This is a genomic window from Saccharomonospora xinjiangensis XJ-54 (assembly GCF_000258175.1).
In the GTDB taxonomy this organism is placed as follows: Bacteria; Actinomycetota; Actinomycetes; order Mycobacteriales; family Pseudonocardiaceae; genus Saccharomonospora; species Saccharomonospora xinjiangensis.
Genome location: NZ_JH636049.1, coordinates 1,106,323 through 1,119,719, shown reverse-complemented (window position 1 = coordinate 1,119,719; position 13,397 = coordinate 1,106,323). Strand labels below are relative to the sequence as shown.

The window sequence follows — 13,397 nt, the reverse complement described above, 5'->3', positions numbered from 1 at the left end:
GCACAACAGTACGTCAGCTGGCCCCGTTTTGCCGAAGCGGCACACCGGATGGGGCACCCTCGCCGGTGGCGAAGGAGGGCCGGACTGCGCTCGCCACGCCGGGCATGCGGTCCCTGGATAGATCTTCCTCGGGGCTAAGCTGGTCGGCACGTCTCTGGCCGTCCCCTTGGTGTCTTCGGAGGTATTCCGGCGGTGTCGAACGATTCCTTCGTCCACCTGCACGTCCACACCGAGTACTCGATGCTCGACGGCGCGGCGAAGATCGCTCCGCTCTTCGCCGAGGCCTCTCGGTTGGGGATGCCGGCGGTCGGTATGACCGACCACGGCAACATGTACGGCGCCGACGAGTTCTACCAGCAGGCGAAGAAGGCCGGCATCAAGCCGATCATCGGCATCGAGGCGTACATCGCACCGGAGAGCCGGTTCCACAAGAAGCCGGTGTTCTGGGGGCACTCGGGTCAGCGAGGTGCCGACGAGTTCGGTGAGGGTGGCGACGTTTCCGGCGGCGGTGCCTACACGCACATGACGATGATGGCGGAGAACGCCACGGGCCTGCGAAACCTCTTCAAGCTGTCCTCACTGGCGAGTATGGAGGGTTACTACCGCAAGCCGAGGATGGACCGCGAGCTGATCGCGGAGAACGCCGAGGGCATCATCGCGACCACCGGCTGTCCCTCCGGCGAGGTGCAGACCCGGCTGCGACTGGGGCAGAAGGCCGAGGCGATCCAGGCCGCTTCCGACTACCGCGACATCTTCGGCAGGGACAACTTCTTCCTGGAGTTGATGGACCACGGCCTGCCCATCGAACGCTCTGTGCGAGAGGGCCTGCTGGAGATCGGCCGTCAGCTCGGTTTGCGGCCGCTGGCGACCAACGACTCCCACTACGTCACCAAGGACCAGGCCGAATCGCACGCGGCGTTGCTGTGTGTGCAGTCGGGAAAGACACTGTCCGACCCGAACCGGTTCAAGTTCGACGGTGACGGCTACTTCCTGAAGTCCGCGGGCGAGATGCGCGCGTACTGGGACACCGAGGTGCCCGGTGCCACCGACTCGACGCTGCTGATCGCGGAGCGCGTGCAGTCCTACGAGGACGTCTACGCGCACAAGGACCGGATGCCCGTCTTCGAGGTCCCAGAGGGGCACACCCAGGAGTCCTGGCTCCACCACGAGGTGATGAAGGGCCTCGAATGGCGGTTCCCCGACGGCATCCCGGACGGGTACGTCGAGCGCGCGGAGATGGAACTCGGCGTGATCGCGCAGAAGGGCTTCCCCGCGTACTTCCTCGTGGTCGCCGACCTCTGCAACTACGCCCGTAGCGTGGGCATCAGGGTCGGTCCGGGGCGTGGTTCGGCTGCGGGGGCCCTCGTCGCGTACGCGCTGGGCATCACCAACCTCGACCCGATCCCGCTCGGGCTGCTGTTCGAACGGTTCCTCAACCCCGAGCGCATGTCGATGCCCGACATCGACATCGACTTCGACGACCGCAGGCGTGGCGAGATGATCCGCTACGCCACCGAGAAGTACGGCGCGGACAAGGTCGCGCAGGTCATCACGTTCGGCACCATCAAGACGAAGGCCGCGATCAAGGACGCGGCACGGGTGCACTTCGGCCAGCCCGGCTACGCGATCGCCGACAAGATTTCCAAGGCGCTCCCTCCGCCGATCATGGCGAAGGACATCCCGCTGTCGGGCATCGTCGATCCGGAGCACGAGCGGTACGCGGAAGCGGCTGAGGTCCGCGCTCTCGTCGAGAACGACCCCGAGGTCAAAACGATCTTCGAAACCGCTCGGGGGCTCGAAGGGCTGATCCGCAACGCCGGTGTGCACGCCTGCGCGGTCATCATGTCCAGCGAGCCGCTGGTGGACGCGATCCCGCTCTGGCAGCGGGACGACGGGGCCATCATCACCGGCTGGGACTACCCGTCGTGTGAGGCCATCGGCCTGTTGAAGATGGACTTCCTCGGCCTGCGCAACCTCACGGTCATCGGTGACGCGATCGACAACATCAAGGTCAACCGCGGCATCGAGATCGACCTCGACACACTCGGCGTCGATGACCCCGAAACGTACAAACTGCTCGGCCGTGGTGACACGCTCGGCGTGTTCCAGCTCGACGGTGGGGCCATGCGTGACCTGCTTCGCCGGATGCAGCCGACCGAGTTCGCCGACATCGCGGCGGTCAACGCGCTGTACCGCCCCGGTCCGATGGCGATGAACACGCACAACAACTACGCGGACCGCAAGAACGGCAGGCAGCAGGTCACGCCGATCCACCCCGAGCTGGAAGAGCCGCTGAAGGACATCCTGTCCGAAACCTACGGTCTGATCGTCTATCAGGAACAGATCATGCAGATCGCGCAGAAGGTCGCAGGCTACTCCATGGGCCGAGCGGACGTGCTGCGTCGTGCGATGGGCAAGAAGAAGAAGGAGGTCCTCGAAAAGGAGTTCGAGGGCTTCGAGGCCGGGATGAAGGCCAACGGGTTCTCGCGCGAGGCCATCAAGGCGCTGTGGGACACGATCCTCCCGTTCGCCGGATACGCGTTCAACAAGTCCCACGCCGCGGGTTACGCGCTCGTCGGGTATTGGACCGCCTATCTGAAGGCCAACTTCACCGCGGAGTACATGGCCGCCCTGCTCACCTCGGTCGGTGACAACAAGGACAAGTCGGCCGTGTATCTCTCCGAGTGCCGCAGGCTCGGTGTCCGGGTTCTCCCACCCGATGTCAACGAGTCGGATCGCCGCTTCGCCGCCGTCGGGGACGACATCCGTTTCGGCCTCGGCGCGATCCGCAACGTCGGCGCGAACGTCGTCGAGTCGATCATTGGGACGCGGGAGAAGAAGGGCAAGTACTCCACCTTCACCGACTTCCTCGACAAATCCGAGCTCGTGGCGTGCAACAAGCGGGTCATCGAATCGTTGATCAAGGCGGGTGCGTTCGACTCACTCGGCGCGACACGGCTGTCGATGATCCGTGTGCACGAGGACGCCGTGGACGCCGTGGTTCCGCTCAAGCGGCAGGAGGCGATGGGGCAGTTCGACCTCTTCGGCACCGGCGGCGACGACGGCGCGGCCCCGAGCACGGCGGCGTCGCCCCTCGCTCACCTGCGGTTCGACGACGAGGAGTACCCCCGCAAGCAGAAGCTCGGCTACGAGCGGGAGATGCTGGGCCTCTACGTGTCGGCACACCCGCTCGACGGCGCCGAACGAATCCTGCGTAAGCACGCCAAACGTCCCATCGCGGCGATACTGGCCGAGCCCCCGAGGGAAGGGGAGATCGAGATCGCCGGGCTCATCACCGCGCTGGAACGGCGCGTGAACAAGAGGGGCGAGCCCTGGGCCATCTGCACGGTCGAGGACATGGACGCCTCGCTGGAGGTGCTGTTCTTCCCGAAGTCCTACGCGCTGTTCGCCGCCGACCTCGTGGAGGACAACGCGGTCGTCGTGAAGGGCCGCGTCAACTGGCGTGAGGAGAAGATGTCCGTCTTCGCCGCCGGACTCGTGCCTCTCGATCTCAGCGACGTCGCGCTCGGCGACGACGAACCACCGCTGATGCTGCTGGCCTCGGCCGAGAAGATCACCCGAAGTGTGGTGACCGAGTTGAAGCAGACGTTGCAGGCCCATCGAGGTGAGACCCCGGTGCGGCTGAAGCTGGTCGGCGGCTCGTCCGAGACGGTGTTCGCCCTCTATGACTATTCCGTGACGGTCAGTTCCATGTTGCTCGGCGAGCTGAAGGGCATCCCGGGCATCGCGGCGAGCAGCTGAGACGTCCGCTTCCTACCGTGGAGTGGTGCATCCGGACACCGGGGAATCCGATCCGCGGCGCTGGCGCGCGCTGGCCGTCACGCTGACGGCCGGGTTCATGTCCCTGCTCGACGTCAGCATCGTGAACGTGGCTCTGCCCTCGATCCAGAGAGGGCTCGGTGCCTCGGCGTCCGGCGTGCAGTGGGTGGTGTCGGGTTATGCACTGACGTTCGGTCTCGTGCTGGTGTCGGGCGGAAGGCTCGGCGATGCGCTGGGCAGGCGGCGAATGTTCCTGTTCGCCCTTTCAGCGTTCGTGCTGACGAGCGCACTGGCAGGCGCGGCGGTCAATGAGTCGATGCTCGTGAGCGCACGGCTGTCGCAGGGTGTGGCGGCGGGTCTGCTGACACCGCAGAATTCCGGGCTCATCCAGGAACTGTTCCGGGGAGCCGAACGCGGGCGGGCGTTCGGAGCGTTCGGGACGACGGTGTCGTTGTCCACGGCTGTCGGCCCCGTGCTCGGCGGGGCGATCATCGCGTTGTTCGGGGCGGAGAACGGGTGGCGCTGGGTGTTCTTCGTGAACGTCCCGATCGGTGTGCTCGCGTTCGTACTGGCGCTGCGGCTGCTGCCCGCGGCGCCGCGACGATCAGGCACTCTGCGGTCGCAGCTCGACGTCGTGGGCGTGGTGCTGCTGGGCGCGGCCGTGCTCGGGCTGTTGTTCCCGCTCGTGCGGTGGGGGCAAGGCGGATTCGGTGCCGTGAGCGCCCTGTGGTGGATGCCTCTTGTCGCCGTGGCGTTCGCGGTCGCGTTCGTGGTCTGGGAACGGAGGCTGGTGCGGCGTGACGGTTCGCCGTTGCTGGACGTCCGGCTCTTCACCGAGACCCCGGGATTCGCGACGGGCGCGGCGATCGGCACCGTGTACTTCGCGGGGTTCGCGGGGATCTGGCTGGTGTTCGCGCTGTTCTTCCAGCAAGGCCTCGGCTACACACCGCTGGAGTCGGGATTGGTGGTGACGCCGTTCGCCCTGGGCGCCGCGGTGTCGGCGACTGTGGCGGGCAGGCTCGTCGCACGGCTCGGCAGGTTGCTGACACTGGCCGGGCTGTGCCTCGTGGCGGTGGGGCTCGCCGCAGTGGCGGTGATTTCTCCGTTGACGCCTCCCGCGACGACCGGGTTCGCGGTGGCACTGCCGCTGCTCGTCGCCGGGCTCGGGGGAGGCATGGTGATCTCACCGAACACGACGTTGACATTGGAATGCGTGCCGACGCGCATGGCCGGCGTGGCAGGCGGAGCGCTCCAGACCGGCCAGCGCATCGGAACCGCCATCGGTGTGGCCGTGTTGGCGTCGGTGTTCCATGCCGGAGTCGGCTCGGACGGCGGCTATCCGGAGGGACTGCGCTGGGCGATGGCGAGTGCGGTGGCGCTCGTGGTGCTGGCCCTGGTGCTGGCCGTGGTGGACGCGCGCCGACGGCCGCGCCGGGCGCCACACCAATCGCGAAGAGTGAGTGCTCATACTCCATTCGAGTGAGCGATGCGCTGCGCTGACCGACGCGACTGGCGTAGAGATATCGAATCGGTGATTCTTGTGTCAGCCTTCGGCGAGACCTGGTGCTCGACGGCAGGGCTCGGTAACCGGGCCGGCGACCGTGGGGGATCGACCGGGACGGCATCGAAGGTCTCCCGAGGTCCGGGTGGGCCCCGCTGGAAGGGGGCGGGGCCCACCCGCCCCGCCGTGTGACGAGCGGGCGATCGGCAGCCCGCGAGCGTTGTGTCAGGCAGGCGGCTTTGGTGGCCCAGCCTTCTTCGCGCCCCTTCCGTGGATCGGCCCCTCCCGTGTTCGGAGGCTTGTGGAGGGGGTACCAGCTCTGGAACGGACCCACGGAACCACGGACCCGAGGAGCCCCCATGGTTTCCACGCCACAGCGGCAGACGGTGTCGGAGCAGCAGTCCCGGCGACTCGCCGAGGAGTCGAGGCAGGGCTGGGAGAAGCCGTCGTTCGCGAAGGAGCTGTACCTCGGACATCTCCGCCTCGATCTCGTGCACCCCGAACCGGCAGCGAGCCCGCTGGAGCGGGCACGTGGCGAGGCGTTCCTGTCGCGGCTGCGGGAGTACTGCGCGACGCTCGATCCCACGGTGATCGAACGTGAGGGCCGGGTCCCGGACACCTACGTGAAGGGCCTGGCCGAACTCGGCTGCTTCGGGATCAAGATCCCGGAGCGGCACGGAGGTCTCGGTCTCGGCCAGCTCACGTACAACAGGGCGTTGATGCTCGTCGGGTCGGTGCACTCCACGCTCGCGGTGCTGCTGTCGGCCCATCAGTCCATCGGTGTTCCCGAACCGCTCAAGCTGGCCGGAACGCCCGCGCAGCAGGACGCTTATCTGCCGAGGTGCGCGGCGGGTGTGGTGTCGGCCTTTCTGCTCACCGAGCCGGACGTCGGGTCCGACCCCGCACGCCTCGCCACCACCGCGGTGCCCACTGAGGACGGGGCGGCATACGAGATCGACGGGGTGAAGCTGTGGACCACCAACGGCGTGGTCGCCGAGTTGCTGGTGGTGATGGCTCGGGTTCCGGAGAGCCAGGGACATCCCGGTGGTGTGACGGCCTTCGTCGTGGAGGCCGACAGCCCTGGCATCACGGTGGAGCGGCGCAACGGGTTCATGGGACTGCGCGGCATCGAGAACGGTGTCACCCGTTTCCACCGGGTCCGGGTGCCCAAGGAGAACGTCATCGGTGGCGAAGGACAGGGACTGAAGATCGCGCTCGCGACGCTGAACACCGGAAGGCTCTCCGTGCCCGCGTGCTGTGCAGGGGCGGCCAAGTGGGCACTGTCCATCGCGCGCCAATGGTCGGCCGAGCGCGTCCAGTGGGGCAGGCCGATCGCGGAACACGAGGCGATCGCCGCCCGGGTCTCGTTCATCGCCGCCACGGCCTTCGCCCTGGAATCGGTGGTGGAGCTGACCTCGCGGCTCGCCGACGCCGGTGGCAACGACATCCGCATCGAAGCGGCACTCGCCAAGCTCTGGGCGAGTGAGCTCGCCTGGCAGGTCGCCGACGATCTCGTGCAGATCCGTGGCGGGCGGGGTTACGAGACCGCCGAGTCGCTGGCCGCGAGAGGCGAGCGCGCGGTGCCTGCCGAACAGCTCCTGCGGGACCTGCGCATCAACCGCATCTTCGAGGGATCGACGGAGATCATGCACCTGCTCATCGCGCGGGAGGCCGTTGACACGCATCTCGCGGTGGCAGGGGATCTCGCCGAGGAGGACGCCGATCTGAGGGCGAAGGCAAGGGCCGCCGTCGGCGCGAGCGGCTTCTACGCAGGCTGGCTGCCGCGCCTTCTGGTCGGAGCCGGCCTCAACCCGGCATCCTTCAGCGAGTTCGGCGCGCTCGCCCCGCACCTGCGCTTCGTCGAGCGCAGGGCCCGCAAACTCGCCAGGGCCACGTTCTACGGCATGGCCCGCTGGCAGGCGCGGCTGCAACGCAGGCAGGGTTTCCTCGGCAGGGTGGTCGATATCGGCGCCGAGCTGTTCGCCATGGCTGCCACGTGTGTGCGGGCCGCAGCCCTGCGGGGCGAAGACGAGGAGCAGGGCAGGACTGCGGAGCGGCTCGCCGACACGTTCTGCAGGCAGTCGCGCCTGCGGGTCGAGCGGCTGTTCGACGCGCTGTGGACCAACACCGACGACGAGGACCGCGAGCTGGCCGGTTCCGTACTGCGTGGCGACATCACCTGGCTCGAAGCGGGAATCCTCGACCCGAGTGAAGGCACCGGCCCGTGGATCGCGCGGTCGCGGTCCGGCGCGTCCACCGAACCCAACCTCGCCAGGCGGTACGAGTTGTGAGCGGTCCTGTCAGCCTCGATCGTCCACGGTCTTGCTGGCCGCCGAGCTGAGCGCCTCGGCCGCCTTCCGCTTCTTGTAGCGGATGAGGAAGAACAGACCGACGGCGGCGAGCACGCCAACCACGATCATGCCGCCGGTGCTGAGGGCGCCCTCGACGTGGCGGGCGGCCTCACCCAGCGCGGCGCCAAGGCTGACGTGCAGCGTCGCCCAGCCGAACGCGCCGGTGACGACAGCTGGGAGGAACTTCCGGTACGGCAGGCCCGACGTTCCCGCCGCGGCGGGGGTGAGCGTGCGCACCACCGGCAGGAAACGCGCGAAGAACACCGCCCACGCGCCCCTGCGTTGCAGGATGGCGGTGGCCTTGTCCCACGCATCGGTGCCGTAACGCTGGATGAGCTTCGTCTCCCTCAGTCGCGGCCCGTAACGGCGTCCGATGGCGTAGCCGATGGAGTCGCCGATACCGGCACACGCGGTGACGACCAGCACGAGAACCACGAACCGGGGAGCCGTGGTGGCTGTCGTGGCGGCGATGAGCAAGCCGGACTCGCCGGGTGCGATGAAGCCGAGGCCGACGGTGCACTCAAGCAGGACGAGCAGCCCTGTCGCCCCGACCAACGCCGGTTGCGGCAGGCTCTGCAGCCAGTTGAGCACCTCAGTAACCACGAGTCTCCCCTGCGTAGTGGGTCTTTCGCCGCCGACCGGCGGCCGATGAGTGTCGTCGTTAGGACGACCGTAACCGCCGTCTGGTTCACCGGCCTCCGGGATTTCCCCGAGTTCGTCGTCGAGCACCGGCGGTGTCATCGAGTCCGGCGGGGTGTCAGCTCATCCTGGCGAGGACACTGCTGGCCTCCTGCGCCGCGGGTGATGCGGCGGCGAGGTGCTGGAGGTTCTCGGGCAGCGGCTCGCCCCGGTGCGCCTTGGTCTGGGCGAACAGCTTGCCCGCGCGGTACGACGAGCGCACCAGTGGGCCTGCCATCACCCCGGCGAAGCCGAGGGACTCCGCGGCCTTCGTGTGCTCGACGAACTCTTCCGGCTTCACCCAGCGGTCCACGGGGTGGTGGCGCACCGAGGGCCGCAGGTACTGCGTGATGGTGAGGATCTCGCAGCCTGCCTCGACGAGGTCGCGCATCGCGGGTTCGACCTCCTCCGGGGTCTCGCCCATGCCGAGGATCAGGTTCGACTTGGTGACCAGCCCGGCCTCGCGGGCACGGCGGATCACCTCCAGCGACCGTTCGTAGCGGAAGCCAGGCCTGATCCGGCGGAAGATGCGCGGCACCGTCTCGACGTTGTGCGCGAGCACCTCGGGCGCCGCGGAGAACACCTCGGCGAGCTGGTCGTCGTCGGCGTTGAAGTCGGGGATGAGCAGCTCCACCCCCGTGCCCGGGTTCAGCGCGTGGATCTGCCTGACCGTCTCGGCGTACAGCCAGGCACCGCCGTCGGGCAGGTCGTCACGGGCGACGCCGGTCACGGTCGAGTAGCGAAGGCCCATCGCCCTGACGCTCTCGGCGACCCGCCTCGGCTCGTCGCGGTCGAGGTCGGCGGGCTTGCCGGTGTCGATCTGGCAGAAGTCGCAGCGGCGGGTGCACTGGTCGCCGCCGATGAGGAAGGTCGCCTCGCGGTCCTCCCAGCATTCGTAGATGTTGGGACAGCCTGCCTCCTCACAGACGGTGTGCAGCCCCTCGTTGCGAACTAGGCCCTTGAGTTCGGTGAACTCGGGTCCCATCCGCGCGCGGGTCTTGATCCACGACGGCTTTTTCTCGATCGGCGTCTGGCTGTTGCGGACCTCGAGCCGCAGCAGCTTCCGGCCTTCCGGCACCACAGTCACGCGCCCCAGCCTACGCCCGGGGTGGGCGCGACCTCGACAACGCCGGACGACGGCTGCTCCAGGCAGCGCGGCCGGGTGGTGAGCACGCAGGGACCGAAGGGCGGTGCTGCGCCGCTGGGGCGTCGCTCAGGCGGACGGCGCGAGGCGGCGCGGCCACTGACCGATCGCGCCGTCCCCGCTGGTCGCGCTGCCCCCGCTCGGCTTCGTCCCGGAGACATCCCGATGCCGGAGGAGGGCGACGAGGGTAGCTCCGACGGCGATCACCTCGTCCTCCGGTTCGTGCGGCGCTGCCAGCCCCGACGTCACAGCCAGCAGCCGCAGTTCCGCATCCTGGGCCAGGCGCAGCGCGGGAACCCGCTCGACGTTCGCGTTCACCACCGCGTGCAGGTCCCGGTTCAGGGAGACGGCCCGGCGCCACGCCCGCGAGACGGCATCGACTTGGTCGCTGTCCTCGGTGTTCTCACGGCCGGGTGCGGCTGTCACGTCCTCGGGTCCGGCACCCTCGGCGCGAAGGTGCCCCGTGAGGATTTGGTGCCAGCGCTGGTGCAGCGCGAGCAGCAACTGTTCCTCGGTGCCGAAGAGATCCCTGGCTCCGTCGATCCGGTCGAACGGAATGCGGCCGTCGGTGGTGCTCCCAGCTCTCACAGCCTCGGCGACGGCGCTGTCCATGATGTCGCGGCGTCGGCGGAAATCGCTCCAGCTCATCGGTCTCGAGATCCCCTCTCGGGCCGTGTCTCCCCATGACGTCGTCCATACCAAGGGTTTGCTTCATACCCTGGGTATGTGCGGACGAGATCACCATACCACCGGTATGTGACCGAATCGAACGACGTAAGGTCGTGAACGTGGCGACACCGGGCTCTGGTCGGCAGACGACATCGGCGAGGTCGCGCAGGGACGACTACGCCGAATCCACGCGGACCGCGCTGATCGACAGTGCTGTGGCCTTATTCACGGAGCGGGGCTACACGGGGACGTCACTCGACGAGATCGCCAGGCGGGCCAGGGTCACGAAGGGCGCGCTCTACCACCACTTCAACGGTAAGCAGGCCGTCTTCGAAGCCGCGTTCGACGCGGTGGAGGCCGACGTCAAAGGGCGGCTGGAGAAGATCCTGCACGGTGACCGGCCGCCGTGGGAGCGTGCGCTGGCCGGGCTGAGGGAATTCATCTCCAGCTGTCTCGACCCGGCGTACCAGCGGATCGCGTTGCACGAAGCGCCCGTGGTGATGGGCTGGTCACGCTGGCGCGACGCGGAGGACCGCTACAGCCTCGGGCTGATCAAGGACGCCCTTCAGGATCTGATCGACGCGGGCGACCTGGTGAGCGTGCCCGTCGATATCACGTCCCGGTTGCTGTTCGGCGCGCTGTCCAGCGCGGCCACGGAGATCGCGGGCTCCGCCGAGCCCGAGCGGGTCGGCGCCGAGGTGGAGCAGGTCGTGATCGCGCTGCTCCAGCAGGTGAGAGATGCCTCACGTCGAACGTGAGGCCGCTACGCTCGCACCCGTGGAACTCAGGATCTTCACGGAGCCGCAGCAGGGTGCGAGCTACGGTGACCTCCTGCGGGTCGCCAGGGTAGCCGAGGACGCGGGGTACGGTGCGTTCTTCCGGTCGGACCACTACCTGAAAATGGGTTCGGCCAGCGGGCTGCCCGGACCGACCGACGCCTGGATCACCCTGGCCGGTCTCGCGCGGGAGACCTCGCTTATCCGCCTTGGCACGCTGGTCACCGCGGCGACCTTCCGGCATCCGTCCGTGCTGGCCATCTCCGTGGCCCAGGTCGATCAGATGTCGGGCGGTCGTATCGAGTTCGGCCTCGGCTCGGGGTGGTATGCCGACGAGCACACCGCCTACGGGATCGACCTCCCGCCGACCCGTGAACTGTTCGACCGCTACAGCGAGCAGTTGGAGATCATCACAGGACTGTGGGAGACCCCGGAGGGCACCACTTTCTCGTTCGACGGCGACCACTACAAGCTCACCGGGGCGCCCGGCCTGCCCAAGCCTGCCCAGCGCCCGCGTCCTCCCGTCATCCTCGGCGGCACCGGCAGGAAGCGGACACCCCAGCTCGCGGCGCGCTACGCCGACGAGTTCAACGTGCCCTTCAACGACATCGCCACGGCGAGCGCGCAGTACGAGCGCGTTGACGCCGCCGCGGAGGCCGCAGGAAGGCCGCGCGGCGACATCATCCGGTCCGCCGCACTCGTGGTGGCCGTCGGCAGGGACGACGCGGAGGTGTCGAGAAGGGCGGACGCCATCGGCCGCGAGGCCGGTGAACTCAGGGCCAACGGCGTCGCGGGCACCGTCGCCGAGGCCGTTGACACGATCGGCCGGTGGAGGGAGGCGACCGGAATCAGTCGCCTGTACCTCCAGGTTCTCGATCTCTCCGACCTCGACCACCTCGACCTGATCGCGTCGGAGGTCGCCCCGCAACTCGCCTGACGCGGAGCACGGTGGGGGACCGGCTCAGAACTCGCTCAGAACTCGCTCAGAACTCGCTCAGAACTCGCTCAGGACTGGTGCAGGGCGAAGGTGACCCCCGCCGCCTCAGGCTGCTGCGGGCGAGGCAGCCACCGGTCGTCGGTCACCGGGAGTTCGCCGTCCAGCGCGGCGAGAACCGCGTCGCGTGCGAGGGGGAGCGCCTCCTCGACGGTCACGCGGCGGCCCAGCTCCTCCGAGAGGGACGTGGTCCCCGCGTCGCGGATGCCGCACGGCACGATGCGGTCGAACGCCGTGAGGTCGGGATCGCAGTTCAGCTCGAAGCCGTGCATCGTCACGCCCCGCTGCACCCGGATGCCGATCGCGGCGATCTTGCGTTCGGGACGGGTCTCGTCGGCTGGCACCCAGACGCCGCTGCGCCCGTCCACCCTGCCGGTGCGCAGGCCCAGCGTGTCGCACACCGAGATCAGCGCCTCCTCGATACGCCGCACGTAGTGGACGACGTCGATGGGATCGCAGAGCTTGACGATCGGATACCCGACGAGCTGGCCGGGCCCGTGCCAGGTGATGCGGCCACCTCGGTCCACGTCGATCACCGGGGTCCCGTCGGTGGGCCGGTCCTCCGGCTGCGTGCGCTTGCCAGCCGTGTAGACCGAGGGGTGCTGGAGCAACAGCAGCGTGTCCGGGCTCTCGCCGTCCGCACGGGCGGTGGCGAGGTCGCGCTGAAGATCCCAGGCTTCGAGGTAGTCGATGGTGCCGATGTCGCGGACGTCCACGGGGTCGCGGGACTCGCGGCAGGAACGGGGCGCATTCTGGCTCACGGCGTCGAGGCTACCCCTGCCCGCACTGTTTCCCGCTCCCGTCCCGGTCCGCGTAATCGTCAGCCGGGCCGGCCGCGATCGTTTTCACGGCCGGCCCGAGGTCCACCCGGTCCGGGGCCGGGCAGCAGGCGCAGTGCAGGGGCGACGAGCAGCCCCACTCCGGTCACGGCGAGGATCGAGCCCGCGGTGTCGGTGATCCAGTGCACGCCCAGCGCCACCCGCGCCGAGCAGGCCAGCAGTGTCGCCACCACGGCTGCGGTACCGACGGCCGACACCGCCTTCGGCGCGAGCCACAGGCACAGCACCATCGCGGCGAAACCGGTACTCGCGACCGAGGCCACGTGCCCGCTCGGGTAGCTGAAATCGCTGTAGTCCCTCGGACGATCGCGGGCGAAAACGGGTTTGCCCAGCAGACTCGTGAGGCGGCAGGCGCCGAGCAGGACGAGCACCCGCAGCGTCACCCAGGCCCGAGGGTCGCCGCGCCGCCGCAACACGAGCGTCGCGATGATCAGGCCCGCACCCAGCAGGATCGGCAGTGGCGGGCCGAGCACGGCGCTGACCACACCGGCGGCCGTGCCGAGATCACCCTGCCAGCGGGTTCCGACGGAGTCGCGCAGCAGACGATCGAGGGACACGGGAGCCTCACGCACCACGATCCCGAGCGCGATGAACGCCCCGAAGAGGACCGCTCCGACGACGTAGTGCACGCGTGCCACGCCGCTACCCTGCCGACCATCCACCCG

10 protein-coding genes are annotated in these 13,397 nt (G+C 68.6%); 5 read left to right on the top strand and 5 right to left on the bottom strand.

Annotated features, from left to right (window positions below):
- Positions 1–192: 192 nt before the first annotated feature.
- From dnaE to SACXIDRAFT_RS04525, 3 genes are all read left to right on the top strand, one after another.
- Entirely contained in the window at positions 193–3,762 is a 3,570-nt protein-coding gene (gene dnaE / locus SACXIDRAFT_RS04535) for a DNA polymerase III subunit alpha (RefSeq protein ID WP_006237308.1), read from the top strand.
- A 22-nt stretch (positions 3,763–3,784) separates the two neighbouring features.
- Positions 3,785–5,263, top strand: a complete 1,479-nt coding sequence (locus tag SACXIDRAFT_RS04530) for an MFS transporter (protein ID WP_006237307.1) — start codon at positions 3,785–3,787, stop codon at positions 5,261–5,263.
- Positions 5,264–5,640: 377 nt separating this feature from the next.
- Positions 5,641–7,572 carry an acyl-CoA dehydrogenase family protein gene (locus SACXIDRAFT_RS04525; protein ID WP_006237306.1) on the top strand — a complete coding sequence of 644 codons (1,932 nt, stop codon included), beginning with the start codon at positions 5,641–5,643 and terminating at the stop codon, positions 7,570–7,572.
- A gap of 9 nt (positions 7,573–7,581) precedes the next feature.
- Here the strand turns inward: SACXIDRAFT_RS04525 and SACXIDRAFT_RS04520 are convergent, their stop codons facing one another.
- The 3 genes from SACXIDRAFT_RS04520 to SACXIDRAFT_RS04510 all read right to left on the bottom strand — a co-directional run bounded on the left by SACXIDRAFT_RS04520 (position 7,582) and on the right by SACXIDRAFT_RS04510 (position 10,102).
- On the bottom strand, positions 7,582–8,235 hold the full coding sequence (locus SACXIDRAFT_RS04520; protein WP_040922460.1) for a DedA family protein: 654 nt from the start codon (positions 8,233–8,235) through the stop codon (positions 7,582–7,584).
- A gap of 154 nt (positions 8,236–8,389) precedes the next feature.
- Positions 8,390–9,397, bottom strand: a complete 1,008-nt coding sequence (gene lipA, locus SACXIDRAFT_RS04515; RefSeq protein ID WP_006237304.1) for a lipoyl synthase — start codon at positions 9,395–9,397, stop codon at positions 8,390–8,392.
- Between the two features lie 126 nt (positions 9,398–9,523).
- Complete coding sequence (locus SACXIDRAFT_RS04510; RefSeq protein ID WP_006237303.1) at positions 9,524–10,102, bottom strand: hypothetical protein; 579 nt, start codon at positions 10,100–10,102, stop codon at positions 9,524–9,526.
- A gap of 140 nt (positions 10,103–10,242) precedes the next feature.
- Between SACXIDRAFT_RS04510 and SACXIDRAFT_RS04505 the strand changes: the two genes are divergently transcribed.
- Positions 10,243–10,881 carry a TetR/AcrR family transcriptional regulator gene (locus tag SACXIDRAFT_RS04505; protein WP_006237302.1) on the top strand — a complete coding sequence of 213 codons (639 nt, stop codon included), beginning with the start codon at positions 10,243–10,245 and terminating at the stop codon, positions 10,879–10,881.
- A 19-nt stretch (positions 10,882–10,900) separates the two neighbouring features.
- Positions 10,901–11,836 (top strand): LLM class F420-dependent oxidoreductase, encoded by a 936-nt coding sequence (locus SACXIDRAFT_RS04500; protein WP_040922458.1) that lies wholly within the window; start codon positions 10,901–10,903, stop codon positions 11,834–11,836.
- 68 nt (positions 11,837–11,904) lie between these two features.
- On the opposite strand, the gene lipB is transcribed toward SACXIDRAFT_RS04500, so the two are convergent.
- Both lipB and SACXIDRAFT_RS04490 read right to left on the bottom strand, forming a co-directional pair.
- Positions 11,905–12,654, bottom strand: coding sequence for a lipoyl(octanoyl) transferase LipB (gene lipB, locus SACXIDRAFT_RS04495; protein ID WP_006237300.1), 750 nt, complete (start codon positions 12,652–12,654; stop codon positions 11,905–11,907).
- A 59-nt stretch (positions 12,655–12,713) separates the two neighbouring features.
- Complete coding sequence (locus tag SACXIDRAFT_RS04490; protein WP_006237299.1) at positions 12,714–13,370, bottom strand: phosphatase PAP2 family protein; 657 nt, start codon at positions 13,368–13,370, stop codon at positions 12,714–12,716.
- Positions 13,371–13,397 lie beyond the last annotated feature (27 nt).

Coding starts and splice junctions, on each gene's coding strand:
- SACXIDRAFT_RS04510 (WP_006237303.1), bottom strand. CDS start 10,102: ATGAGCTGGAGCGATTTCCGCCGACGCCGCGACATCATGGACAGCGCC.
- SACXIDRAFT_RS04525 (WP_006237306.1), top strand. CDS start 5,641: ATGGTTTCCACGCCACAGCGGCAGACGGTGTCGGAGCAGCAGTCCCGG.